Annotated in this window: 15 protein-coding genes, 3 tRNA genes and 1 pseudogene; 14 read left to right on the top strand and 5 right to left on the bottom strand. The window is 71.4% G+C overall.

Annotated elements, in window-relative coordinates; all coding sequences use genetic code 11:
- Window positions 1–342 precede the first annotated feature (342 nt).
- From ACFZDA_RS06095 to ACFZDA_RS06085, 3 genes are read left to right on the top strand one after another with little or no spacing between them, the layout of a single operon-like run.
- Window positions 343–1,863, top strand: a complete 1,521-nt coding sequence (locus ACFZDA_RS06095) for an amino acid adenylation domain-containing protein (protein WP_391075588.1) — start codon at window positions 343–345, stop codon at window positions 1,861–1,863.
- Window positions 1,860–3,128 (top strand): hypothetical protein, encoded by a 1,269-nt coding sequence (locus ACFZDA_RS06090; protein WP_391075586.1) that lies wholly within the window; start codon window positions 1,860–1,862, stop codon window positions 3,126–3,128. The genes ACFZDA_RS06095 and ACFZDA_RS06090 overlap by 4 nt, the downstream gene beginning before the upstream one ends.
- A gap of 21 nt (window positions 3,129–3,149) precedes the next feature.
- Window positions 3,150–3,917: an enoyl-CoA hydratase-related protein gene (locus tag ACFZDA_RS06085; protein WP_391075583.1), complete on the top strand. Its 768-nt coding sequence runs from the start codon at window positions 3,150–3,152 to the stop codon at window positions 3,915–3,917.
- A 194-nt stretch (window positions 3,918–4,111) separates the two neighbouring features.
- On the opposite strand, the gene ACFZDA_RS06080 is transcribed toward ACFZDA_RS06085, so the two are convergent.
- The gene (locus tag ACFZDA_RS06080; RefSeq protein WP_391075580.1) at window positions 4,112–4,801 is read right to left on the bottom strand and encodes an ElyC/SanA/YdcF family protein; all 690 of its coding nucleotides are present in this window, start codon (window positions 4,799–4,801) and stop codon (window positions 4,112–4,114) included.
- 215 nt (window positions 4,802–5,016) lie between these two features.
- On the opposite strand from ACFZDA_RS06080, the gene ACFZDA_RS06075 reads away from it, so the two are divergent.
- The 5 genes from ACFZDA_RS06075 (at window position 5,017) to ACFZDA_RS06055 (ending at window position 12,001) form a co-directional block, all read left to right on the top strand.
- Window positions 5,017–5,787, top strand: a complete 771-nt coding sequence (locus ACFZDA_RS06075; RefSeq protein ID WP_391075577.1) for a CbiX/SirB N-terminal domain-containing protein — start codon at window positions 5,017–5,019, stop codon at window positions 5,785–5,787.
- A gap of 54 nt (window positions 5,788–5,841) precedes the next feature.
- The gene (locus ACFZDA_RS06070; RefSeq protein ID WP_391075574.1) at window positions 5,842–7,152 is read left to right on the top strand and encodes a deoxyguanosinetriphosphate triphosphohydrolase; all 1,311 of its coding nucleotides are present in this window, start codon (window positions 5,842–5,844) and stop codon (window positions 7,150–7,152) included.
- Between the two features lie 165 nt (window positions 7,153–7,317).
- On the top strand, window positions 7,318–8,583 hold the full coding sequence (locus ACFZDA_RS06065; protein WP_391075571.1) for an FAD-dependent oxidoreductase: 1,266 nt from the start codon (window positions 7,318–7,320) through the stop codon (window positions 8,581–8,583).
- A gap of 116 nt (window positions 8,584–8,699) precedes the next feature.
- Window positions 8,700–10,622 (top strand): DNA primase, encoded by a 1,923-nt coding sequence (gene dnaG / locus ACFZDA_RS06060; protein ID WP_391075568.1) that lies wholly within the window; start codon window positions 8,700–8,702, stop codon window positions 10,620–10,622.
- 86 nt (window positions 10,623–10,708) lie between these two features.
- On the top strand, window positions 10,709–12,001 hold the full coding sequence (locus ACFZDA_RS06055; RefSeq protein ID WP_391075565.1) for a sigma-70 family RNA polymerase sigma factor: 1,293 nt from the start codon (window positions 10,709–10,711) through the stop codon (window positions 11,999–12,001).
- Between the two features lie 157 nt (window positions 12,002–12,158).
- Here the strand turns inward: ACFZDA_RS06055 and ACFZDA_RS06050 are convergent, their stop codons facing one another.
- From ACFZDA_RS06050 to ACFZDA_RS06035, 4 genes are all read right to left on the bottom strand, one after another.
- Window positions 12,159–14,087: an ABC transporter transmembrane domain-containing protein gene (locus ACFZDA_RS06050; RefSeq protein WP_391075562.1), complete on the bottom strand. Its 1,929-nt coding sequence runs from the start codon at window positions 14,085–14,087 to the stop codon at window positions 12,159–12,161.
- A complete protein-coding gene (locus tag ACFZDA_RS06045; RefSeq protein ID WP_391075559.1) occupies window positions 14,087–15,820 on the bottom strand; it encodes an ABC transporter transmembrane domain-containing protein in 1,734 nt (577 codons plus the stop codon). The genes ACFZDA_RS06050 and ACFZDA_RS06045 overlap by 1 nt, the downstream gene beginning before the upstream one ends.
- Before the next feature lie 103 nt (window positions 15,821–15,923).
- Window positions 15,924–17,372 (bottom strand): FGGY family carbohydrate kinase, encoded by a 1,449-nt coding sequence (locus tag ACFZDA_RS06040; protein ID WP_391075556.1) that lies wholly within the window; start codon window positions 17,370–17,372, stop codon window positions 15,924–15,926.
- A gap of 147 nt (window positions 17,373–17,519) precedes the next feature.
- Entirely contained in the window at window positions 17,520–17,825 is a 306-nt protein-coding gene (locus ACFZDA_RS06035; protein ID WP_086560002.1) for a YtxH domain-containing protein, read from the bottom strand.
- 159 nt (window positions 17,826–17,984) lie between these two features.
- On the opposite strand from ACFZDA_RS06035, the gene ACFZDA_RS06030 reads away from it, so the two are divergent.
- The 6 genes and pseudogenes from ACFZDA_RS06030 to ACFZDA_RS06005 all read left to right on the top strand — a co-directional run bounded on the left by ACFZDA_RS06030 (window position 17,985) and on the right by ACFZDA_RS06005 (window position 22,812).
- Window positions 17,985–18,057 (top strand) — tRNA-Asn (locus ACFZDA_RS06030).
- Window positions 18,058–18,062: 5 nt separating this feature from the next.
- A tRNA-Asn gene (locus ACFZDA_RS06025) sits at window positions 18,063–18,135 on the top strand.
- A 188-nt stretch (window positions 18,136–18,323) separates the two neighbouring features.
- Window positions 18,324–18,397: transfer RNA gene (locus ACFZDA_RS06020), tRNA-Ile, on the top strand.
- Between the two features lie 710 nt (window positions 18,398–19,107).
- The gene (locus ACFZDA_RS06015; protein ID WP_391075553.1) at window positions 19,108–20,544 is read left to right on the top strand and encodes a carboxylesterase family protein; all 1,437 of its coding nucleotides are present in this window, start codon (window positions 19,108–19,110) and stop codon (window positions 20,542–20,544) included.
- A 63-nt stretch (window positions 20,545–20,607) separates the two neighbouring features.
- Window positions 20,608–21,630 (top strand): alcohol dehydrogenase catalytic domain-containing protein, encoded by a 1,023-nt coding sequence (locus tag ACFZDA_RS06010; RefSeq protein ID WP_391075550.1) that lies wholly within the window; start codon window positions 20,608–20,610, stop codon window positions 21,628–21,630.
- 135 nt (window positions 21,631–21,765) lie between these two features.
- Window positions 21,766–22,812: pseudogene (locus ACFZDA_RS06005) on the top strand (alpha/beta hydrolase fold domain-containing protein).
- Window positions 22,813–22,836 lie beyond the last annotated feature (24 nt).

Below are 22,836 nucleotides of genomic sequence, written 5' to 3'. Positions count from 1 at the left end.
CGGGACGGTTCCCTGTTACGCGGCAGGGACGGCAACCTCCCCGCCGCCACCCCGCCCGCGTGAGGCACACGCCTGTCCGCCTTCAGGTCGCCGCCGACCGGCACGGACGTTGCCCATGTGGCGAAAATCGTCACATGTGGCTCATTGCTCTCCTTTCTTGGCTGATCCGCCCTCGTTGAGAGTTGAAGCAGCAGCACTACGCTCTCGCTACGCGCAGCGCTCGCACGACTCCGCACGGCGTTCGACACCCGGGCATGCCCGCCGCTCACGGCTGCATCCACCCGCGGCCCCGCCGCGTGTGGCCAATCCGACCCTCGAACACAGCCAGGAGGCCACCCGACCATGCCTCTGCGCCATCTCACCCCCCATGACCGGCAGCTGTTCCGCCAGTACGGCCGGGGCCCCACCGTCCCCGTCCCCGACCCGCTCCTGCACCACGCCGTCGCCCGGCACGCCGCCGCCACCCCGCACGCCGTGGCCGCCGAACACCAGGGCGCGCACCTCACCTACGGCGAACTCGACCGGTACGCCGACGCCCTCGCCGCCCGCCTCGTCCGCGAGGGCGTCCGCCCCGGCGACCACGTCGGCCTGTTCGTCCGCCGCTCGATCCCGATGCTCGTCGGCCTGCTCGGCATCCTGAAGGCAGGCGCCGCCTACGTCCCGCAGGACGTCGGCCTCGCTCCCCCGGCCCAGCTCACCCACGTCATCCGCACGGCCCGCACCCGGATCGTCCTCACCACCGCCGAACACGCCCACCGGGTACCGCTGCCCGACGGCCACCTGCTGCTGGCGCTCGACGAGCCGCTGCCGTACGCCCCGGCCCCGCGCCCGCGCGTCACCGGCGACGACGGCGCCTACGTGCTGTTCACCTCCGGCACCACCGGCCGCCCCAACGGCGTGAAGGTCACCCACCGCAACGTCGCCAACATCCTGCTCACCGGGCCGGGCGGCCTCGGCATCCGCCCCGGCGACCGGGTCGCCCAGCTCCTCAACATCGCCTTCGACATGGCGGCCTGGGAGATCCTGGGCTGCCTCGCCCACGGCGGCACCCTCGTCATCCGCGGCAAGGACATCGCCGCGGCGGCCGGCACCGCCGACGTGCTGATCGCCACCCCGACCGTGCTGTCCGGCCTCGACCCCGCCGCCTGCCCGCGCGTGCGCACGGTCGCCGTCGCGGGGGAGCCCTGCCCGCGCCCGCTGGCCGACCGCTGGGCCCGGCGGGCCGTCTTCCACAACTGCTGCGGCCCGACGGAGACCACCATCGTCAACACCATGAGCCGCCACGACCCGGCCGCCCCGCTGCTCACCATCGGCCGCCCCACCCCCAACAACACGGTCTACGTCCTCGACGCCGACCGGCGCCCGCTGCCCATCGGCGAGCCCGGCGAGATGTGGGCGGGCGGCGACTGCGTCTCCGCGGGCTACCTCGGCGACGACGCCCTCAACGCCGAGCGCTACGCCCCCGATCCCTTCCTCGGCGGCGGCCGGCGCATGTTCCGCACCCGGGACCTCGGCCGCTGGACCGCCGGCGGTGAACTGGAGCACCTCGGGCGCACCGACGACCAGGTCAAGGTGCGCGGCTTCCGCGTCGAGCTGGACTCCGTCTCCTCCGTGCTGGAGACGGCCGCCGGCTGCACCCGCGCCGTCACCCTGAAACGCGACGCCCGCACCCTGGTGTCCTTCGTCTGCCCGGCCGACATCGACCCCGGCACGGCACGCCGCGCGGTCGCGGACGCCCTGCCCTACTACTGCGTCCCCGAGCAGGTCCTGCCGCTGGCGTTCCTCCCCGAGACCGACCGCGGCAAGGTCGACAAAAAGGCCCTGCTGGGCCTGCTCGAACAGCGCCTGGCGGTGGCCCGATGACCACGTCCCCGGCCCGCACCCACCACGACACGGGCGAGCTCCCGCCGCTCCTGTCCGCCCCCCGCCGCCTGCTCAAGCACCCCCGCCTGATGCACTACAACCGCCTCGCGGCCCTGGTCCTCCTGGCCAACGCGGCGTTCCTGTGGGCCGCAAGCCCCCTGGCCACGCCCACCCTCGGGCACGCCGCCCTCGCCAACCTCGCCCTCGCCGTCCTCGTGCGCCAGCAGTACGTCATCAACCTCCTGTTCCGGCTGGCGACTTCGGCCCCCGTCAGCTGGCCGCTGAAGATCCGCTGGACGCTCGGGAAGGTGTACCACTTCGGCGGGCTGCACGTGGGTGGGGCGCTGGCCGCGTCGGGCTGGTTCCTGGCCCTGACGGTCGCGCTGACCCGTGCCGGAACGGACCTGCCGCTGATCACGCTGAGCTGGACCCTGGTGGCCCTCCTCACCCTGATCGTCGCCACCGCGCTGCCGGCCTTCCGCTCCCGCCGGCACGACCACTTCGAGAAGATCCACCGCTTCGGCGGCTGGAGCGCCCTCGCGCTGCTGTGGAGCCACACCCTGCTGTCCGGCCAGGGTCCGGTGCCGCTCGCGGTCCTCGCCGTCGTCACGTTCAGCGTGGCCCTGCCCTGGCTGCGGCTGCGCAAGGTGGACGTCCGCACCGAACGCCCCTCCCCGCACGTGGCGCTGGCCCGCTTCGACTACGGCGAGACCCCCTTCGCGGGCTCCTCGACCGCGATCAGCCGCAGCCCGCTGACCGAGTGGCACTCCTTCGCCAACGTCCCCGCCCCCGGCCGCTCCGGCTTCCGGCTCACCATCTCCCGTGCCGGTGACTGGACCGGTTCCTTCATCGACGACCTGCCCTCGCGGGTGTGGGTGAAGGGCATCACCACGGCCGGAGTCGCCAACATCGAGGTCCTGTTCAGAAAAGTGATCTACGTCGCGACCGGCAGCGGCATCGGCCCCTGCCTGCCCCATCTGCTCGCCGCGGAGGTCCCCTCGCGCCTGGTCTGGGCGACCCGCGACCCCCGCGCCACCTACGGCGACGCCCTCGTCGACGAGATCCTCGCCGTCCAGCCGCACGCCCTGGTCTGGGACACCTCCCGGCACGGCAAGCCCGACATGGTCCGGCTCGCCCACGCCGCGTACCGGGACTTCGGCGCGGAGGCGGTCATCTGCATCTCCAACAAGCGGCTGACCTGGCAGGTGGTGCACGGCCTGGAACGGCGCGGCGTTCCGGCGTACGGCGCCATCTGGGACTCGTAACCCACCCTCCAGGGAGTGAAGATGAACCACCTGAAAGTCGAACGGGACGGCCGCGTGGTGACCGTCCGCCTGCACCGCCCGCACGCCCTGAACGCGCTCAGCTCCGAACTGCTCGCCGAACTCCTCGGTGTCCTCGGCCCGTTGGACGACGACCCGGACGTCGGCTGCTTCGTCGTCACCGGCTCGGAGAAGGTCTTCGCGGCCGGGGCGGACATCCGGGAGATGGCGGCCCGGTCGGCCGTCGACATGATGTCCGAGGACTACTTCGCGGCCTGGGAGGACTTCGCCGACCTGCGCACCCCGAAGGTCGCCGCGGTCTCCGGCTACGCGCTCGGCGGCGGCTGCGAACTGGCCATGATGTGCGACCTGGTCGTCGCGGGCGAGTCGGCCCTCTTCGGCCAGCCGGAGATCAAACTGGGCGTGATCCCGGGCATCGGCGGCACCCAGCGGCTGACCCGTCTGGTCGGCCGCGCCAAGGCCCTGGACCTGATCCTCACCGGCCGCACGATGGACGCCGGGGAGGCCGAGCGCTGCGGCTTGGTCTCCCGCGTGGTCCCCGACGACCGGGTCCTCGCCGAGGCGGCGCAAGCGGCGGCGGCCATCGCCTCGTACGGCCGTACGGCGGTCAGAGCGGCCCGCGAATGCGTCGACCGGGCCCTCGAAACCGGCCTGCGCGACGGCATCCGCTTCGAACGCCGCGTCTTCCACGCCCTGTTCGCCACCGAGGACCAGAAGGAGGGAATGACGGCGTTCCTTCAGAAGCGCCCCCCGCGCTTCCACGGACGCTGACGGCCACAGGACAGACAGCCGGGGGCGGGACGCGCGGAGCGGCACCGGCCGTGCTCCCGTCCCCGGCCGCGTTCAGATGTCCGCCCACCCGGGGCCGCGAACACGGAGCCAAGTCCAGTCATCGGGTGTCCTTTCCCCCAAGGCCGCGGCGGCGGCCCGATCCGCCGCCGCACACCATGGGCACCTGCGCCACGTCACCTGGCCGCTGTCGCCAGCGCCCGCTCCACGCCCGGCTCCTTCGGCCCGAGGAACCGCGGATCCGGCCGGACCACCGCGTCCAGCGCCGCCTTTCCCGCCGCGAAGATCTCCCGGGTGCCGCCGTAGTACCAAGTCGCGTCATGCACGGCGTCCACCCCCACCCCGTACGACTCGACGCCCGCCGCCTGACACAGCGCCACCGCCCGCCGGATGTGGAAGCCCTGGCTGATCAGCACGGCCTCGTCCACGCCGAAGATCTTCTTCGCGCGCACGCAGGAGTCCCAGGTGTCGAACCCCGCGTAGTCGCTGACGATCCGCCCGTCGGGCACCCCGTGCCGGGTCAGATACGCCCGCATCGCGTCCGGCTCGTCGTAGTCCTCGCGGCTGTTGTCCCCGGTGACGAGCACCACCTCGACCCGCCCCTCGCGGTACAGCCCGGCCGCCGCGTCCAGCCGGTGCGCGAGGTACGGCGACGGCTCCCCGTCCCACAGCCCCGCGCCGAACACCACGGCCACCTCGGTCCGCGGCACGTCCGCCGCCGTCCGCAGCCGGTCACCCGCGGCCACGTACATCCAGGTCGCCGGCAGCAACGCGAGCACGCACCCGGCCATCACCGCCTGCACCAGCCGCCGCTGCCCCCGCCGGGTACGCGGCAGCCGCGGTCTGCGCAACGTCACAGGACGCATCGGACGCTCCCTCCCCAGGCCGGCCCCTCGACTGTCAGGGACGCCCACACGGACCGCCCGGTTCATCCGCCTGCGCGTGACCAGCTTCACGCGCTGCACGGAACTGCCGGCGCAAGCCGCCTCACACTCCACCCGTCCCACATCGTGAACCGCCGGAAAACACCCGTGACGCCCGCGCAACGGGAAGGCAACGTGCGGCGGCGACCATCGGTGGCATGCCCAGCCAGCTCAGTCTCGTCCCGCCGCCCGCCACGCGCCGCCCGGCCCCGCCCGCCCTCGTGGTCGTGGCGCACGGCAGCCGCGACCCCCGCGCGCTGAGCACCGTACGCGCGCTCCTGGACCGCGTCCGCGCGCTGCGTCCCGACGTGCCGGTGTACCTCGGGCACATCGAACTGAACGCCCCGCTGCTCCCCGACACGCTCGCCGCCCTGGGCGACACGGAGGCGGTCCTGGTCCCCCTCCTCCTCAGCCGCGGCTACCACGTCAAGCAGGACATCCCCGAGATGGCCGCGGCATCCAGGGCCCGCACCCACCTGGCGGCCCCCCTGGGCCCGCACCCCCTCCTGGTGGACGCCCTCCAGGCCCGCCTGACGGAGGCCGGCTGGGGCGGCACGCCCCGCAGCAGCAGCGCGGTCGTCCTCGCCGCGGCCGGCTCCCGCGACCCGGACGCGAAGACGGACACCGCCCGCACGGCCCACCTCCTCGCCGCCCGCCTCGGCGTCCCCGTCATCCCCGCCTACGCCTCCGCCGCGACCCCGACGGTCCAGACGGCGGTGCGCACCCTCCTGGCGCGGGGCCGCCACCACATCGCCCTGGCCTCCTACTTCACGGCCCCCGGCCGCTTCGCCACGGAGTGCGCCCAGTCGGCCCCCTGGATTGCGGCGGCCCCCCTCGGCACGCACCCCGCCATGGCCCACCTCCTCCTCCACCGCTACGACGAGGCCTTGGCGACCCGGGGGACACAGCTGCACTTGGCATCGGCTTAGGACGCGGGGGTACTGCACTCACCCAAGGGGCGCGGGGCCGCATACTGTCGACACATGGCAGGCACCTCACACCTCCCCCCGGCCTACGACCCGACGTCAGTCGACCGCTGGGCCCCGGAACCCGACAAACGCCCCGGCCGCACCGCCTTCCAACGCGACCGAGCCCGAGTCCTGCACAGCGCCGCCCTGAGACGCCTCGCCGGCAAGACCCAAGTGGTGACGCCCGGCACCCTGGGCCCGGCCTGGGACGCCAGCCCCCGCACCCGCCTCACCCACTCCCTCGAATGCGCCCAGGTCGGCCGCGAACTGGGCGCGGCCCTCGGCTGTGACCCGGACCTCGTGGAAGCCGCCTGCCTCTCCCACGACCTCGGCCACCCGCCCTTCGGCCACAACGGCGAACAGGCCCTCAACGAGTTCGCGGCGGACTGCGGCGGCTTCGAGGGCAACGCCCAGTCCCTCAGACTCCTCACCCGCATCGAGCCCAAACGGTTCACTCCCGAAGGCTCCGTCGGCCTCAACCTCACCCGCGCCACCCTCGACGCCGCCACCAAGTACCCCTGGCCCCGCGGCGCCCACCCCACCGACCCGGCGTCCCGCAAGTTCGGCGTCTACGAGGACGACCGCCCGGTCTTCGACTGGGTCCGCAAGGGCGCCCCCGGCACCCGCGCCTGCTTCGAGGCGCAGGTCATGGACTGGTCGGACGACGTGGCCTACTCGGTGCACGACGTGGAGGACGGCCTGCACGCCGGCCACATCGACCCCAACTGCCTGCACGCCGAACCCGAACGGCAGGACGTCTTCCAGGTCGCCCGGGACCGGTACGTACCGGCGGACACCGACCCCGCCGAACTCGCCGAGGCCCTCGACCGGCTCCTCGCCCAGGAGTGGTGGCCGCACGGCTACGACGGCACCGCCGTCGCCCAGGCCCGTCTGAAGGACGCCACCAGCCAGCTCATCGGCCGCTTCTGCCTGGCCGCCGAGACCGCGACCCGCACCGCGTGGGGGTACCACCCAGGCCGTTCAGGCACTGGGGGAGGCGCCGGACGGCTCACCCGGTACGCCGCGGAACTGGTCGTGCCGCGCGAGGCCCGTCTGGAGTGCGCCGTCCTCAAGGCCGTCGCCGACCTCTACGTCATGCAGCGCGCCGAGCAGGAACGCCTGCGCGCCGACCAGCGCGTCGTCGTCGCCGAACTGGCCGAGGCCCTCACCGTCCGCGCCCCGGACGGCCTGGACCCGCAGTTCCGCGCCCTGTTCGACCGTGCGCCGGACGACCGGGCCCGCAAACGGGTGATCGTCGACCAGATCGCCTCCCTCACCGACACCTCCGCCCGCTCGCTTCACGCCCGTCTGACAGGTCACGCATGAGACTGATGCGAGAACCAGCGGGAAACAGGGGACAACACCCGGCGGACAGGGGACCGGAGCACGCCCGATCGTGACCCTCCGTGGCCTGATCGGGTCACTCCCTCTTCCCGCATCACGCTCCGTGCGGGACGCTCAAGTGGCGACATCCTTACGAGGAGGCATCAAGTGGTCGACGCGGATCAGACATTCGTCATCGTCGGAGGCGGACTCGCCGGCGCCAAGGCGGCCGAGACGCTCCGGGCGGAGGGCTTCACCGGCCGGGTGATACTGATCTGCGACGAACGCGACCACCCCTACGAGCGTCCGCCGCTGTCCAAGGGCTACCTCCTGGGCAAGGAGGAACGCGACAGCGTCTTCGTGCACGAGCCCGCCTGGTACGCGGCGAACGACATCGAACTGCACCTCGGCCAGACCGTCGACGCGATCGACCGCGCGGCCAGGACGGTCCGCTTCGGCGAGGACGGCACGGTCGCCCGCTACGACAAGCTGCTCCTGGCGACCGGCGCCGAGCCCCGCCGCCTGGACATCCCGGGCACGGACCTGGCCGGCGTCCACCACCTGCGCCGCCTCGCCCACGCCGAGCGGCTCAAGCACGTCCTGACCAGCCTCGGGCGGGACAACGGCCACCTCGTGATCGCGGGCGCCGGCTGGATCGGCCTGGAGGTCGCGGCGGCGGCCCGCGAGTACGGCGCGGAGGTCACCGTGGTCCACAGCGGGCCGACCCCGCTGCACCACGTCCTCGGCCCCGAGCTCGGCCAGCTCTTCGCCGACCTGCACCGCGACCACGGCGTCCGCTTCCACTTCGGCAGCCGGCTCACCGAGATCGTCGGCCAGGACGGCATGGTCCTCGCGGCCCGCACGGACGACGGCGAGGAACACCCGGCGCACGACGTCCTGGCCGCGATCGGCGCGGCCCCGCGGGTCGCCCTCGCGGAGGCGGCCGGGCTGGAGATCGCCGAGCGGGCGCGCGGCGGCGGCATCGTGGTCGACGAGCGGCTGCGCACCTCCGACCCCGACATCTACGCGGCCGGCGACGTGGCCTCCTTCCCCCACAGCCTCTTCGAGACCAGCATGCGTGTGGAGCACTGGGCCAACGCGCTGAACGGCGGCCCGGCGGCCGCCCGCTGCATGCTCGGCCGGGACGTGACGTACGACCGGGTGCCCTACTTCTTCTCCGACCAGTACGACCTCGGCATGGAGTACTCCGGCTGGGCGCCGCCGGGCTCGTACGACCAGGTGGTGATCCGGGGGGACGCGAGCCGGCGCGAGTTCATCGCCTTCTGGGTGAAGGAGGGCCGGGTGCTGGCCGGGATGAACGTGAACGTGTGGGATGTCACAGACAAGATCCAGCAGCTGATCCGCTCCAGGGCCCGGGTGAGCACGGAGGCGCTGGCGGACCCGCACGCACCGCTGGACAGCCTCGCCTCGTAGCCGTCAGGACTGTCACTCTTCCCCCGTGCTGCAATCCCCGGGGGCAACCCCCGGACCCCCGGCAGGGGGGCGCTCACCGCCGCAGGAGTGTCAGTTCTGCCCCGTAGAATCGCTGCGTGGCTGGACGGATCAATGACGAGGACGTGAAGGCGGTACGGGACGCGGTCCCGATCGACGCCGTCGTGTCCGAGTACCTCCAGCTGCGTAACGCGGGCGGCGGCAACCTCAAGGGTCTGTGCCCGTTCCACGACGAGAAGTCACCGTCCTTCCAGGTCAGCCCCGGCAAGGGACTCTTCCACTGCTTCGGCTGCCAGGAGGGCGGCGACACCATCACGTTCGTGATGAAGATCGACCACCTCTCCTTCTCGGAGGCGGTCGAGCGCCTGGCCGGCCAGGCGGGCATCACCCTGCGCTACGAGGAAGGCGGGTACAACCCCTCCCACCAGCGCGGCGAACGCATCCGCCTGGTCGAGGCCCACAAGATCGCGGCCGAGTGGTACGCGGAACAGCTCGCGACCTCCCCCGAGGCCGACACCGGCCGGGTCTTCCTCGCCGAGCGCGGTTTCGACCAGGCCGCCGCCGTCCACTTCGGCGTCGGCTACAGCCCCCAGGGCTGGGACCACCTGACGCGCTATCTGCGCGGCAAGGGCTTCACCGACAAGGAGATCCTGCTCTCGGGCCTCGCCCAGGAGGGCCGCCGCGGCCCCATCGACCGCTTCCGCGGCCGGCTGATGTGGCCCATCCGCGACATCGGCGGCGACGTCGTCGGCTTCGGCGCCCGCAAGCTCTACGAGGCGGACAACGGCCCCAAGTACCTGAACACGCCCGACACGGCGATCTACCGCAAGTCCCAGGTCCTCTACGGCATCGACCTGGCGAAGAAGGAGATCGCGAAGACGAGCCGCGCGGTCGTCGTCGAGGGCTACACGGACGTCATGGCCTGCCACCTGGCCGGGGTGACCACCGCCATCGCCACCTGCGGCACGGCCTTCGGCGGCGACCACATCAAGATCCTCCGCCGCCTGCTGATGGACAACGGCTCGGCCCGCGTCATCTTCACCTTCGACGGCGACGCGGCCGGCCAGAAGGCGGCCCTGCGTGCCTTCGAGGACGACCAGAAGTTCGCCGCCGAGACGTACATCGCCATCGCCCCCGACGGCATGGACCCCTGCGACCTGCGCCTGGCCAAGGGCGACGAGGCGGTGGCGGACCTGGTCGAACCCCGCACCCCGCTCTTCGAGTTCGCCCTGCGCCAGATCGTGAGCCGCTACGACCTCGACACCCCGGCCGGCCGCGCCGCCGCCCTGGACGAGGCGGCCCCGATCGTCGCCCGCATCAAGAACAGCGGCGCCCAGCACGAGGTCGCCGTCCAGCTCGCCGGCATGCTCGGCATCCTCGACACCCAGTTCGTGGTCAAGCGCGTGGCCCAGCTCGCCCGCTGGGCCCGCGACCGCGGCGGCAAGGGCCCGGCCCCGGACCGGCACCAGCACGGATCGCAGCAGTACGCCGCCGCCCAGCCGCCCGCGGCCCCCCGCGGCCCGGCCCTCAACCTCCGCAACCCGGTCTACGCGACCGAACGCGAGCTCCTCAAACTCGCCCTCCAGCGCCCCGAGTTGGTCTCCCCGGCCTTCGACGCGTACGGCGTCGACGAGTTCACCGCCCCGCCCTACGCCGCCGTACGCCAGGCCATCCTGGACGCCGGCGGCGCCGAACCGGGCGTCGCGGACCCCCAGGACTACCTGGTGAAGGTCCGCGAGGCCGCCCCGGACGACGCGGTCCGCGCGATGGTGACGGAACTGGCCGTCGAGGCGATCCTGCTGCACAAGGGCGTGAAGGGCGTCGACGAGACCTACGCGGGCGCCCAGTTGGTCACCGTCCGCCGCCGCGCCGTCGAACGCCGCATCCGCGACATCACCGGCCAGCTCACCCGCCTCGGCACCCACGGCGACCCCGCGCAGCTGGCCGCCGTACAGAACGAACTCTGGGTCCTCCAGCAGTACGACCAGGCCCTCCGGGAGCACGGCGCCGCCGCGCTCTGAGGTCACCGCGCGGTCACGGACCGGAAGCAAAAAGTCATCGCACGCCCCTCGTGGCGACGATGTGTCTTCCCCCACACTGGGTTGCGGTGCCTGAGTCCTCGGAGCGCGGCCGATCCGTCCCCGACGGGTCACAGACCCCCGCGGTTCCGCTCATCGCGTACGGGACGGACAGCGGCGAGGCCGCCTGCTCCGCTCCCGAAGTACCGCTGCCGTCCGCCTTGGCAGCGATCATCCTGGAGGTCGCCCCCGTGCAGACCCAGACCCTCACCCAGACCGACGTCAGCGGCGCCATCGGCGCTGACGGCACCGCCCCGGACGCTCAGGACGACGTCCTGCCCGCGGTCCCGGCGCAAGGCCGCGTCGAGCTCCGCCCCGAGACGGAACCGGAGGAGCCGCCCGCCGAGGCCATCGAGACGGCCGAGGCTCCCGAGGCCGTCGAACCGCCGCGGGCCCGCCCCGACACCGGCGGCCCCTCCTCCGACCTGTTCCGCCAGTACCTGCGGGAGATCGGCCGCATCCCCCTGCTGACCGCCGCCGAGGAGGTCGAACTCGCCCGCCGCGTCGAGGCCGGCCTGTTCGCCGAGGAGAAGCTGCGGCTCGCCTCCGACCTGGACAGCCAGCTGGCGCTGGACCTCGACCGGCTCGTCGTCATGGGCCGGATGGCCAAGCGCCGCCTCATCGAGGCCAACCTGCGCCTGGTCGTCTCCGTCGCCAAGCGCTACGTCGGGCGCGGCCTGACCATGCTCGACCTCGTCCAGGAGGGCAACCTCGGACTCATCCGGGCCGTCGAGAAGTTCGACTACGCCCGGGGCTACAAGTTCTCCACCTACGCCACCTGGTGGATCCGCCAGGCCATGTCCCGCGCCCTGGCCGACCAGGCCCGCACGATCCGGGTCCCCGTGCACGTCGTGGAGCTCATCAACCGGGTCGTCCGCGTCCAGCGCCGCATGCTCCAGGAGCGGGGCTACGAGCCGACACCGGAAGAGGTCGCCGCCCACCTGGACCTGCCCCCGGAGCGCGTCAGCGAAGTGCTGCGCCTCGCCCAGGAGCCGGTGTCGCTGCACGCGCCCGTCGGCGAGGAGGACGACGTCGCCCTCGGCGACCTCATCGAGGACGGCGACGCCACCAGTCCCGTCGAATCCGCCGCGTTCCTCCTCCTCAAGGAGCACCTGGAAGCGGTCCTGTCGACACTGGGGGAGCGGGAGCGCAAGGTCGTCCAGCTCCGCTACGGCCTGGCCGACGGCCGCCCCCGCACCCTGGAGGAGATCGGCCGCATCTTCGGCGTCACCAGGGAGCGGATACGGCAGATCGAGTCCAAGACTCTCAACAAGCTGCGGGACCACGCCTTCGCGGACCAGCTGCGGGGCTATCTGGACTGACGGCGTCCGCGGGCCCGGTGGGGGCTGGTCGCGCAGTTCCCCGCGCCCCTGAAAGGGCGTCAGCTGCACGTACTCAAGGGGCGCGGGGAACTGCGCGATCCGCCCCCACCGGCCCGCAGTCGCCCCACGACACTCCTTGGCATCCCCGAATCGCGACTCAGTCCACCTCCGCCGCCGCCTGAGCGAACTGCGCCTTGTACAGCCGGGCGTAGGCCCCGCCCGCCGCCAGCAGTTCCTCGTGCGCGCCCTGCTCCACGATCGCCCCGTTCTCCATCACCAGGATCGCGTCCGCGTCCCGGATCGTCGACAGCCGGTGCGCGATGACGAAGGACGTCCGCCCGTGGGCGAGTTTCGCCATGGCCTTCTGGATGAGCACCTCCGTGCGGGTGTCGACGGAACTCGTCGCCTCGTCGAGCACCAGGATCACCGGGTCGGACAGAAACGCCCGCGCGATGGTGATCAGCTGCTTCTCACCCGCGCTGACCCCCGACCCCTCGTCGTCGATCACCGTGTCGTAGCCGTCCGGCAGCGTACGGATGAACCGGTCCGCGTGCGCGGCCCGGGCCGCCTCCTCGATCTCCCCGAGGGTCACCTCCCGGGACGCCCCGTACGCGATGTTCTCCGCGATCGTGCCGCCGAACAGCCAGGTGTCCTGGAGCACCATGCCGACCCCGGCGCGCAGTTCGTCCCGGGACATCCGCGCGATGTCGACCCCGTCGAGGGTGATGCGCCCGCCGGTGACGTCGTAGAACCGCATCAAGAGGTTCACCAGCGTCGTCTTGCCGGCCCCCGTCGGACCGACGATGGCCACCGTCTGCCCGGGCTCGACCTTCAGCGACAGGTCCTCGATCAGCGGTTTCTCCGGGTCGTAGCGGAACGACACACGCTCCAGCGCCACCTGCCCGCGCAGCTCCTCGGGCCGCACGCCCGGCACCGGATCGGCGCTCTGCTCCTCCGCGTCCAGCAGTTCGAAGACCCGCTCCGCCGAGGCGACACCCGACTGCACCAGGTTCGCCATGGACGCGACCTGCGTCAGCGGCATGGAGAACTGCCGCGAGTACTGGATGAAGGCCTGCACATCACCGATGGACAGCGAGCCCGAGGCCACCCGCAGCCCACCGACGACCGCCACCAGCACGTAGTTGAGGTTCGACACGAAGAACATCAGCGGCTGCATGACCCCGCTGTTGAACTGCGCCCGGAACCCGGCCTCGTACAACGCCGCATTGTGCTCGGCGAACTGCTGCGCCGACTCCTCCTGCCGCCCGAACACCTTCACGAGCGCGTGCCCGGTGTACATCTCCTCGATGTGCGCGTTCAGCTTGCCCGTCGAGCGCCACTGCTGCACGAAGTGCGGCTGCGACCGCTTGCCCACGCGCGTGGCGACGACGAACGACAGCGGCACGGTCACCAGCGCGACCAGCGCCAGGATCCAGGAGACGTAGAACATCATCGCGAGGACGCCGACGATGGTCAGCACCGAGTTGATGAGCTGCCCCATCGACTGCTGGAGCGTCTGCCCGATGTTGTCGATGTCGTTCGTCGCCCGGGACAGCACCTCACCGCGCTGGCGCTTGTCGAAGTACGACAGCGGCAGCCGCGACAGCTTCGTCTGCACGTCCTCGCGCATCCGGAACATGGTGCGGTTCACGGCCCGGTTGACCAGCCGCGTCGCCACCGCCATCAGCAGGCCGGCCACCAGGAACACGCCCAGCGCGAGCAGCAGCACCTGACCGACGGAGGTGAAGTCGATGCCCTCGCCGGGCGTGAAGTCGGTGCTGCGCAGCATGTCGGCGACATCACCGTCCCCGCGCTGCCGCATCTGGTCCAGGACCTGCTCCTTGCTCGCCCCCTCGGGCATGCCCCGCCCGACGATGCCCGCGAACACCAGGTCGGTCGCCTTGCCGAGGATCTTCGGCCCGACCACGTTGAGGCCGACGCTGACCACCACGCACAGCAGCAGCACGCAGAGGGTGACCCGCTCCGGCCGGAACCGCGCGAGGAGCCGTTTGCCCGACCCCTTGAAGTCCAGCGAGCGCTGGTCGGGGCCGCCCCCGGCCATCATCCGCCCCATGGGCCCCGCCATCAGGCAGCCTCCGCTTCCGTGAGCTGGGAGAGCACGATCTCCCGGTAGGTCTGGTTGTCCGCCATCAGTTCGTGGTGCCGTCCGGCGCCGACGACCCGGCCCTCGTCGAGGACGACGATCCGGTCGGCGTCCCGGATGGTCGCCACCCGCTGGGCGACGATCACCACGGTCGCCTCCGCGGTCTCCTGCGCGAGGGCGGCCCGCAGGGCGGCGTCCGTGGCGTAGTCGAGCGCGGAGAAGGAGTCGTCGAAGAGGTAGATCTCCGGGCGCTGCACGAGCGTCCGGGCGATCGCGAGCCGCTGCCGCTGTCCGCCCGAGACGTTCGTCCCGCCCTGCGCGATCGGCGCGTCGAGCCCGCCCTCCAGCCGCTCCACGAACTCCTTGGCCTGCGCCACCTCCAGCGCCTGCCACAGCTCCTCGTCGGTGGCGTCCGGGTTGCCGTAGCGCAGGTTGGTCGCCACCGTGCCCGCGAACAGATACGGCCTCTGCGGCACCATCCCGACGGTCTTCGCGAGCAGCTCCGGGTCGAGCTCCGCCACCTCGACACCGTCCACGAGCACCTGCCCCTCGGTCGCGTCGAACAGCCGCGGGACCAGCCCGAGCAGGGTCGACTTGCCGCTGCCGGTCGAGCCGATGACGGCCGTCGTCTCACCCGGCCGGGCGACCAGGTCGACGGCCTTCAGCACCGGCTCCTCGGCGCCCGGATACCGAAAGCCCGCCCCGCGCAGCTCCAGATGCCCGTGCCGGCGCAGCTCCCGCACGGGCGCCGACGGCGGCACCACGCTGGAGGAGGTGTCCAGCACCTCCCGGATGCGCTCCGCACACACCTCCGCGCGCGGCACCATCATGAACATGAAGGTGGCCATCATCACGGACATGACGATCTGCATCAGATAGGCGAGGAACGCGGTCAGGTCACCGATCTGCATCCCCCCGCTGTCGATCCGGTGCGCGCCGAACCACACCACGGCGATCGACGACACGTTCACCACCGTCATCACGATCGGGAACATCAGCGCGAGCAGGTTGCCGGTGCCCAGCGCGAAGTCCGTGAGATCGGTGTTGGCCTTCCGGAAGCGCTGCTGCTCGTACTCGTCCCGGACGAAGGCCCGGATGACGCGGTTGCCGGTGATTTGCTCGCGCAGCACCCGGTTCACCGTGTCCAGCCGTACCTGCATGGCCCGGAACAGCGGCCGCAGCCGCCGCACGATCAGCGTCACGCAGATGCCCAGCACCGGCACGACCGCCACCAGCACCCCGGACAGCGGCACGTCCAGACCGAGCGCCAGCACGATGCCGCCCACGCACATGATCGGCGCCGACACCATCAGCGTGAACGTCATCAGCGCCAGCATCTGCACCTGCTGGACGTCGTTCGTCGTACGGGTGATCAGCGAGGGCGCCCCGAAGTGACCGACCTCACGCGCGGAGAACGACTGCACCCGGTCGAAGACGGCGGCCCGCACGTCCCGCCCGAGCGCCGACGCCGTACGGGCGCCGTAGTACACGGCACCGATGTTGCACACGACCTGGACCAGCGAGATGCCGATCATCAGGGCGCCGTAGCCGAGGATGTAGCCGGTGTCGCCGTTCACGACACCCTGGTCGATGATGTGCGCGTTCAGCGTGGGCAGGTAGAGCGTGGCGCAGGTCTGCAGGAACTGCAGCAGCACCAGCAGAGTGATGGGTTTCCTGTAGGGCCTGAGATAGGTCCGCAGAAGTCGGGTGAGCACGCTGCTTCTCTCGGAGTGGGTGGCGGGGGCGGTTGGTTGCCCCTGGCCCCTATCGTCGAACACTCCACCGGCGTTACCTCAACCGAATTAACCCAACAGGCGGTCAAAACGCTCCGGGGTGCGTCTGCTCCCGTACCGACACGAACTGCTGCCGGACCGCCTGCCCCACGGCCAGTTCCTCCCCGGGCTCCAGGACCTGCGCGACCGCGCCCTGCCAGGCCGGCGGGGTCCGTGCGTCGAGCGTGCCCTGGGACGCCCCGAGCGCCCAGGCCGCCTGCCGGGCGGCGCCGATCGCCGCGTAGTCCGCCGGCTGCGGCACCACGACCTGCGTCCCGAACAGCGAGGGCGCGGCCGCCTGCACGGCGGGCAGTTCGGCGGCCGGACCGAGCAGGAACACCCGCCGCACCTCCACACCCCTGGCACGCAGCACGTCCAGCGCGTCCGCGAGCCCGCACAGCATGCCCTCGAACGCCGCCCGCGCCAGGTGCTCCGCCTTCATCGACTCGCGCCTGAGCCCCGCCAGGGTGCCCGCCGTGTGCGGCAGGTTCGGCGTCCGCTCACCCTCCAGATAGGGCAGCAGCACCAGCCCGTGCGCCCCCGGCGTCGACTTCATCGCCAGGTCGGACAGGCTCTCCAGATCGGGCAGCCCCAGCAGCTCGGCGGTCCCGCGCAGCGCCCGTACGGCGTTCAGCGTGGTGACGACCGGCAGGTGCATGCCGGTCGCGTCGGCCAGCGCGGTGATCATCCCGGAGCCGTCGACCAGCGCCTCGGGATGCACGGCCATCACGGACCCGGACGCGCCCAGCGACACCACCGCGTCGCCCAGCCCGATGCCGAGCCCGAACGCCGCCGCCATGGTCTCGCCGGTCCCCACGGAGATCAGCAGCCCCTCCGGCGTCGTACCGGCCGCGTCCGCCGGGCCGATCACCTCCGGCAGCATCACCTGGTGCCCGAGCGCCAGCTCGACCAGGTCGGGCCGGTAGGCGCCGGTCGCCGCGGACCAGTACCCGGTGCCGGACGCCCCGCCCCGGTCGGTGGTCCTGCGCACCGGCCGGCCCAGCAGCTGCCACACCAGCCAGTCGTGCGCCTGGAGGAGGATCGCGGTGCGCTGTGCGTTCTCGGGCTCGGTCCGCGCCAGCCAGCGCAGCTTCGTCACCGGCTGCGCGGCCTGCGGCACACACCCCACGGCCTGCGCCCACGCCTCGCGCCCCCCGAGCGCGTCGATCAGGTCGGCCGCCGCGACCTGCGTCCGCTTGTCACTGCCGACCATGGCCGGCCGCACGGTGTTGCCCTGTGCGTCCAGCGGCACGACGGCGTTCTGCTGCGCCGAGACACCGATGGCCTGCACGCCCTCCAGCAGTCCGCCGCCCGCGGCCTCGCCCAGGGACAGCAGCCAGGCCTGCGGGTCGACGTCGGACGGTCGGCCACCGCTGTCGGGGTTCTCCACCGGATGCGGTGCATATCCCTGCCTGAGCACGGCCCCGGAGTCCGTGTCACAGACGACGATACGAGTGAAATCGGGTGAACTGTCCAACCCGGCGACTATCCCCATGGCCAAAATTCTGCCGTACCGCCGCCCTGGCTTGGGCCGTGGGCGCCGTGGATCTTGGTGCCGGGTTTCGGGTACGGGCTCGTTGTGGCTGGTCGCGCAGTTCCCCGCGCCTCTTTCAGAGGCACGGTCCTAGTCGGCGTCAGAAGATCAGGTATTGCTTGTGCCCCAGTCGTCCTCGCCGCCGTTGTGGGTGGCGCGCTCCTTGAGGTGGCGGACTCGGTCGGCCACCGAGTCGGGGACGCGGTCGCCGACCTTGTCGCTCACCACGTGGTACGCCTTGCCCGCGAACTCCCGGCCCTGGTGGGCCGCCGACTCCGCGGTGTTGCGGACGGCGGGGTTCTGCGCGAACTGGCGGGCCGACTTCTTCAGCTGTTCGTAGCGCTCGCGGCCGGCCCTCGTGCCCAGCACGTAACCCAGGACGACTCCGGCGACGAACGTGAGCCGGTAACGCATGGCGGCCACCCTTCCTTTGCGTAGGTCTCCGGTGCGGTGTCGGCGCCGCGGAGTGCCGATTGGCGGAGCACCCCCCTGCTTGCGCTAATGTATGTGTCGCAGCGAGCGCGCGCCCCCTGGCGAATACCCAGGTAGGTACGTTCGATGCACACGAGACCTTCCTCGGTAGCTCAATTGGCAGAGCAGCCGGCTGTTAACCGGCAGGTTACTGGTTCGAGTCCAGTCCGGGGAGCTCGGTCCTCCGTAGCTCAATTGGCAGAGCAGCCGGCTGTTAACCGGCAGGTTACTGGTTCGAGTCCAGTCGGGGGAGCACGCTGAACGAGGGCCCCTCAGGGGTCCTTTTTCATGTCCGTTCCGATCTTCCGGGAACCGCGCGGCGCCGGTCGCAGTCCTCATGGTCACGAAGGCCGTGCGCAGCCGCCCAGCCGAAGCAGGAGATCGTATGAGCGGCTATGCTGCGGCAGACGGCGCGCACACGTGTACGCGACACGCCGCTATGGGGCGGTAGCTCAGCCGGTTAGAGCAGCGGACTCATAATCCGTCGGCCGTGGGTTCGAGTCCCACCCGCCCCACCTGCGCAGGCTTCTGACCTGCGGAAACGTTCATTTTGTCCTGTCGGATCGTCAACTTCGCCTGAACGGGCTGAATCCGCTGCTCGTGGGTTTGGAGTCCGGCGGAGGTCGGGGGAGTTTCAACCCCTCTGACCTGCGGCGGAGTAGGTGCTCGCGGTTACCGGTCGTCGTTCGGGCCACTGCTCTGAGGGGCGATGTCAAGCCCCAGGGACCCCTCTTGGGCAGAGCCCTGCGGTTCGGCCGTCAGGCCGGTGTGACGGCCGAACCTGCACTGTTTCCAGGGCAGGTACGGCCCCCGAGAACGAACCTCAGAAGATCAACGAAGCCCTCCCCCGTCATGTCACACCACACCCGTCGCCTTCTGTAGCCGACTCGCGCCCCTGGGTGAGGCCAGGAAGATCACCGTCCGATGCAGCAGCATGATCAGCGGGCATGCTCGGGCCCGCGAGCTGCGCCGGCTTACCTGGGCAAGTCGGCGTGTCGAGTCAGGGGCCCGCTGACGGCAGGGTCTCAGGTCGCCCTCGCCTGCTTGGTGACGGGCCAGGAGAAGCGGACGAGCAGGCAGGTGTCGCCTGATGACCATCAGGTGACCGCTGTCCGCCCGGCGATGTACCGGAGTCCAGGGAATGCTTGGGGAGCGCCACCGCGAGCGATCAGCTGCCGACACGCCGCGCAAAACACCCGAAACACTCCGGAAGGAATCTCACGCCATGACTACGACCGCGCCCAAGGCTCCGACTGCACCAGGGGTGCGGTCCTGGTGGGGGATCCCGTTTGCCACCGCTGAGCGATACCGCCGCCCCGTAGTCGCGGACTTCGATCCGGACCGCCCCTATGACCGCAAGGGCGTCGTCTCTGTCCAGCCCGACAGCGGCGACTGGCTCGAAGCGGACAGCGGGATGGGCGAGGACTGCCTGAACCTGAACGTGTGGGCCCCCGAGCAGCCGGCCGGGAAGACGCTGCCCGTGGCCGTGTACATCCATGGCGGCGGATTCGAGTACGGCGCGAACACGCAGATCACCTCGAACGCCGCCGGTCTCGCCGTCACGGGACGCGTGGTGAGCGTGTCGGTCAACTACCGGCTCGGCGCCCTGGGCGCGCTCTCGCTCTCGCAGTACGGCGGGCGGCTCGCCGAGGCCAGCAATCTTTTCCTGCAGGACGTCATCGCCGCGCTGACCTGGGTCAAGCGGAACATCGCCCACTTCGGCGGCGACCCCGACCAGGTCACGGTCTACGGACACAGCGCCGGCGCCTACTCCACCTTCGGTCTGCTCGGCGCCTCCTCCGCCGACGGCCTGTACCGGCGGCTGGCCGGGTTCTCCGGCGGGCCCGCTCGTAGCGTCCCGGCCTGGTGGGCCGAGGAGCTCGCGCACCTGTTCGTCACCGAACTCGGCGTGGCGGACAACCCGGAGAAGCTGCTCGACCTCGACGCGGTCTCCCTGAGGGACGCCCTGCGCAAGGTCGCCCCGACGGACCTCGGAGTCCGCGGCGGGGTGGACAACAAGGCCACCGGCGTGGTCCTGGACATCGGGCAGCCGGGCGCGGTGGTGCACGCCCACCCCATGGACGTCCTCGCCTCGGGCGCGCACCGCGACGTCGACATCCTGCTGAGCATGGCCAGCGACGACATGGGCTGGTGGGTGGCGAACGACCTCGACCGGTTCGACCCGGGCACCGTCGACCGCGTCGTCGACGAGGTCGCGGGGTGGCGCATCTCCCGCTCCCGCGCGAAGAAGATCGTCGACGCCTACGACCAGGGCGGCCGTACCCCGGCCGAGGTCCGCGCCGCGGTCATGGCGGACTACCTCTTCGCGCTCCCGGCCGCCCGCGGAGCCCTGGCGCACGCCGCCGCGGGCGGCAACGCTCATCTCCTTCTGATCGGGCCCGCCGAGGGTGCGCCCGCCGTGCACGGCACCGAGATGTACGCCCTGGTCGGCCAGGAACAGCCGCGTCGCAGCGCCGAGCAGGCCGAGCGTGACACGCGGATCCGCGACATCGTGCTCGACTTCGCCACCGGCGAGCAGTCCCGTCTGTGGCCCGCTGTCACGGACAAACCCACCTCGGGAAGCGTCGGCAACCCGCCCTTCGAAGCCACGGCCCACTACCAGCAGTCCCTCGGCCTGTGGGAGGGCATCGACCGTCCTTGACGGCTGGCGGGACGCCATCCGGAATAGCGCACCAGGGGGGCGAATCAGAGTGAGGAACTCGGTATGAGCCAATCGACAGCAGTCGGCGACGCCGTACCGGCGACGATGCGGGCCGTCGTCGTCACCCGGCCCGGCGGCCTGGACGCACTTCAGATCAAGGATGTGCCGGTGCCGGTACGCAAGCCCGGCTGGGTGCGGATCAGGGTGAAGGCGTTCGGCGTCAACGAGTCCGAGGTCACCACCCGCAAGGGAGAGTCGGACGCGGAGGTCACCTACCCGCGGGTTCCCGGCATCGAAGGCGTCGGCGTGGTCGATGAGGCCGACGAGGACAGCGAGCTGCGCCCGGGCCGGCAGGTGGCCACCATGATGGGCAACATGGGCCGCTCGTACGACGGCGCGTACGCCCAGTACGTGACCGTCCCCGCGGCACAGGTCATCCCGTTCGAGAGCACCCTGCCCTGGGACGTCGTCGGCGCCCTGCCCGAGATGTTCCAGACCGCCTACGGATCCCTGACCCGCGGCCTGGACCTCAAGGCCGGGCAGACGCTGCTGATCCGCGGCGGCACCTCCACGGTCGGGCTGAGCGCGGCGGCGATGGCCAAGGACATCGGCGCCACCGTCATCTCCACCACGCGTCACGCCGGGCGTGCCGATGAACTGCGGGTCATGGGTGTCGACCATCCGATCGTGGACGACGGACACATCGCCGAGAAGGTCCGGGACCTCGCACCGCAGGGCGTGGACGCCGCGCTGGAACTGGTGGGTTGCACAGCCCTGCCGGACACCTTCGGATGCGTGCGCGTGCACGGCACCGTCTGCTTCACCGGCGCCTTGGGCGGCGCGTGGATGATCCCCGACTTCATCCCGTTCATGATCCCCAGCGGGGTGCGGCTGACCAGTTACGCGGGCGAGGCCGCCGACCTCCCAGCCGACGTCTTCGCCCATCAACTCCAGGCCATTGCGGAGGGACGGCTCAAGGTCCCGGTCGCGAAGGTCTACCAGGGCCTGGAACAGGTCCGTGACGCCCAGGCCGACGTCGAGTCCGGCACCACGCCGGGCAAGCACGTCGTCGTCCTGGACGACTGAGAACCGATCACGGGACGCGACGAGGTCATCGCACACCTCGACTCGACCTGCTCGCACCCGCACATCGTGCGCAGTGAGTTCTTCAGCCCGGAGGAGAACGCCTCCGCCCCCCGTCGTTCCCGAAGGAGAGAACAGATGACAGACCAGACAGCAGTAGACTGTTTCGGTGCCACGACCTCCGGCCCCCGCTGGACCCGGAGCTCGCGCCCGTCGAGGAGGCGCGGGGCGCTGTTTTTCCGGCCTTGACGGATGAGACCCTCCGCGAGATCCGACGGCAGATCGCCGTGGGTTCCCCCGGGGTGGATTCGGAGGCTCTGACGGTGGGCGGCAGAGTGCGGGTGGAGGAGCGCCAGGTACCCGGGCCGGAAGGCGAGCCGGACATCACTGTGCTGATCCTCAGCCCCGTCGAGGACCGAGGTCCCAAGGGAGGCATCCTCAGCCTCCACGGGGGCGGGATGATCATGGGGGGCGCCGGGACCACGTGAGTCATCTCCTTCCCCATGTGATCGAGGGGAGTGCGGTCGTCGTGTCGGTCGAGTACCGACTGGTGCCGGATCACCCCGATCCCGCGCCGGTCGAGGACTGTTACGCGGGCCTGGTGTGGATGGCGAAGAACGCGGCCGAGCTCGGTATCGACCCCGAGCGCCTCATGATCGCCGGAGTCAGTGGTGGCGGCGGCCTCGCGGCGGGGACCGCGCTGCTCGCCCGGGACCGCGCCTTTCCTCGCTCAGCCACCAGATTCTGATCTGCCCCATGCTCGACGACCGCTTCGAGACGCACAGCAGTCGCATGGTGGACCGCGAAGGCGTATGGGACCGCCACAGCAACCTGTACGCGTGGATCTCCGTACTGGGCGAGCGGCGCGGCGGCCCGGACGTGTCGCAGTACGCCGCGCCGGCCCGCGCCGAGGACCCCAGCCGGCTGCCGCGCACCTACATCGACGCCGGCTCGGCCGAGGGGTTCCGCGACGAGATCCTGAGCTACGCCGGCCGCCTGTCCGAGGCGGGAGTGAGCGTCGATCTGCACATGTGGGGCGGGAGCTTCCACGGGTTCGACATAACGGTGGATCATGCGGCTGCGTCGCGCGCTTCCAGCGCGACGCGTGAGGAGTTCATCCGGCGGGCCCTTGACAGGGAGCGGTGCGACAACGCGCAGACTGCGAAGACAGCCATTGCCTCCTGACGGGCAAGCCCGGCGTTCGCCGCG

Source organism: Streptomyces sp. NPDC007991, assembly GCF_042958445.1.
Taxonomy (GTDB): domain Bacteria; phylum Actinomycetota; class Actinomycetes; order Streptomycetales; family Streptomycetaceae; genus Streptomyces.
Note: the sequence above shows the minus strand (reverse complement) of the source record. Positions and strands in the feature narration are given on the sequence as shown.

Coding starts and splice junctions, on each gene's coding strand:
- ACFZDA_RS06095 (WP_391075588.1), top strand. CDS start 343: ATGCCTCTGCGCCATCTCACCCCCCATGACCGGCAGCTGTTCCGCCAG.
- ACFZDA_RS06090 (WP_391075586.1), top strand. CDS start 1,860: ATGACCACGTCCCCGGCCCGCACCCACCACGACACGGGCGAGCTCCCG.
- ACFZDA_RS06085 (WP_391075583.1), top strand. CDS start 3,150: ATGAACCACCTGAAAGTCGAACGGGACGGCCGCGTGGTGACCGTCCGC.
- ACFZDA_RS06080 (WP_391075580.1), bottom strand. CDS start 4,801: ATGCGTCCTGTGACGTTGCGCAGACCGCGGCTGCCGCGTACCCGGCGG.
- ACFZDA_RS06075 (WP_391075577.1), top strand. CDS start 5,017: ATGCCCAGCCAGCTCAGTCTCGTCCCGCCGCCCGCCACGCGCCGCCCG.
- ACFZDA_RS06070 (WP_391075574.1), top strand. CDS start 5,842: ATGGCAGGCACCTCACACCTCCCCCCGGCCTACGACCCGACGTCAGTC.
- ACFZDA_RS06050 (WP_391075562.1), bottom strand. CDS start 14,087: ATGGCGGGGCCCATGGGGCGGATGATGGCCGGGGGCGGCCCCGACCAG.
- ACFZDA_RS06040 (WP_391075556.1), bottom strand. CDS start 17,372: ATGGGGATAGTCGCCGGGTTGGACAGTTCACCCGATTTCACTCGTATC.
- ACFZDA_RS06035 (WP_086560002.1), bottom strand. CDS start 17,825: ATGCGTTACCGGCTCACGTTCGTCGCCGGAGTCGTCCTGGGTTACGTG.
- ACFZDA_RS06015 (WP_391075553.1), top strand. CDS start 19,108: ATGACTACGACCGCGCCCAAGGCTCCGACTGCACCAGGGGTGCGGTCC.
- ACFZDA_RS06010 (WP_391075550.1), top strand. CDS start 20,608: ATGAGCCAATCGACAGCAGTCGGCGACGCCGTACCGGCGACGATGCGG.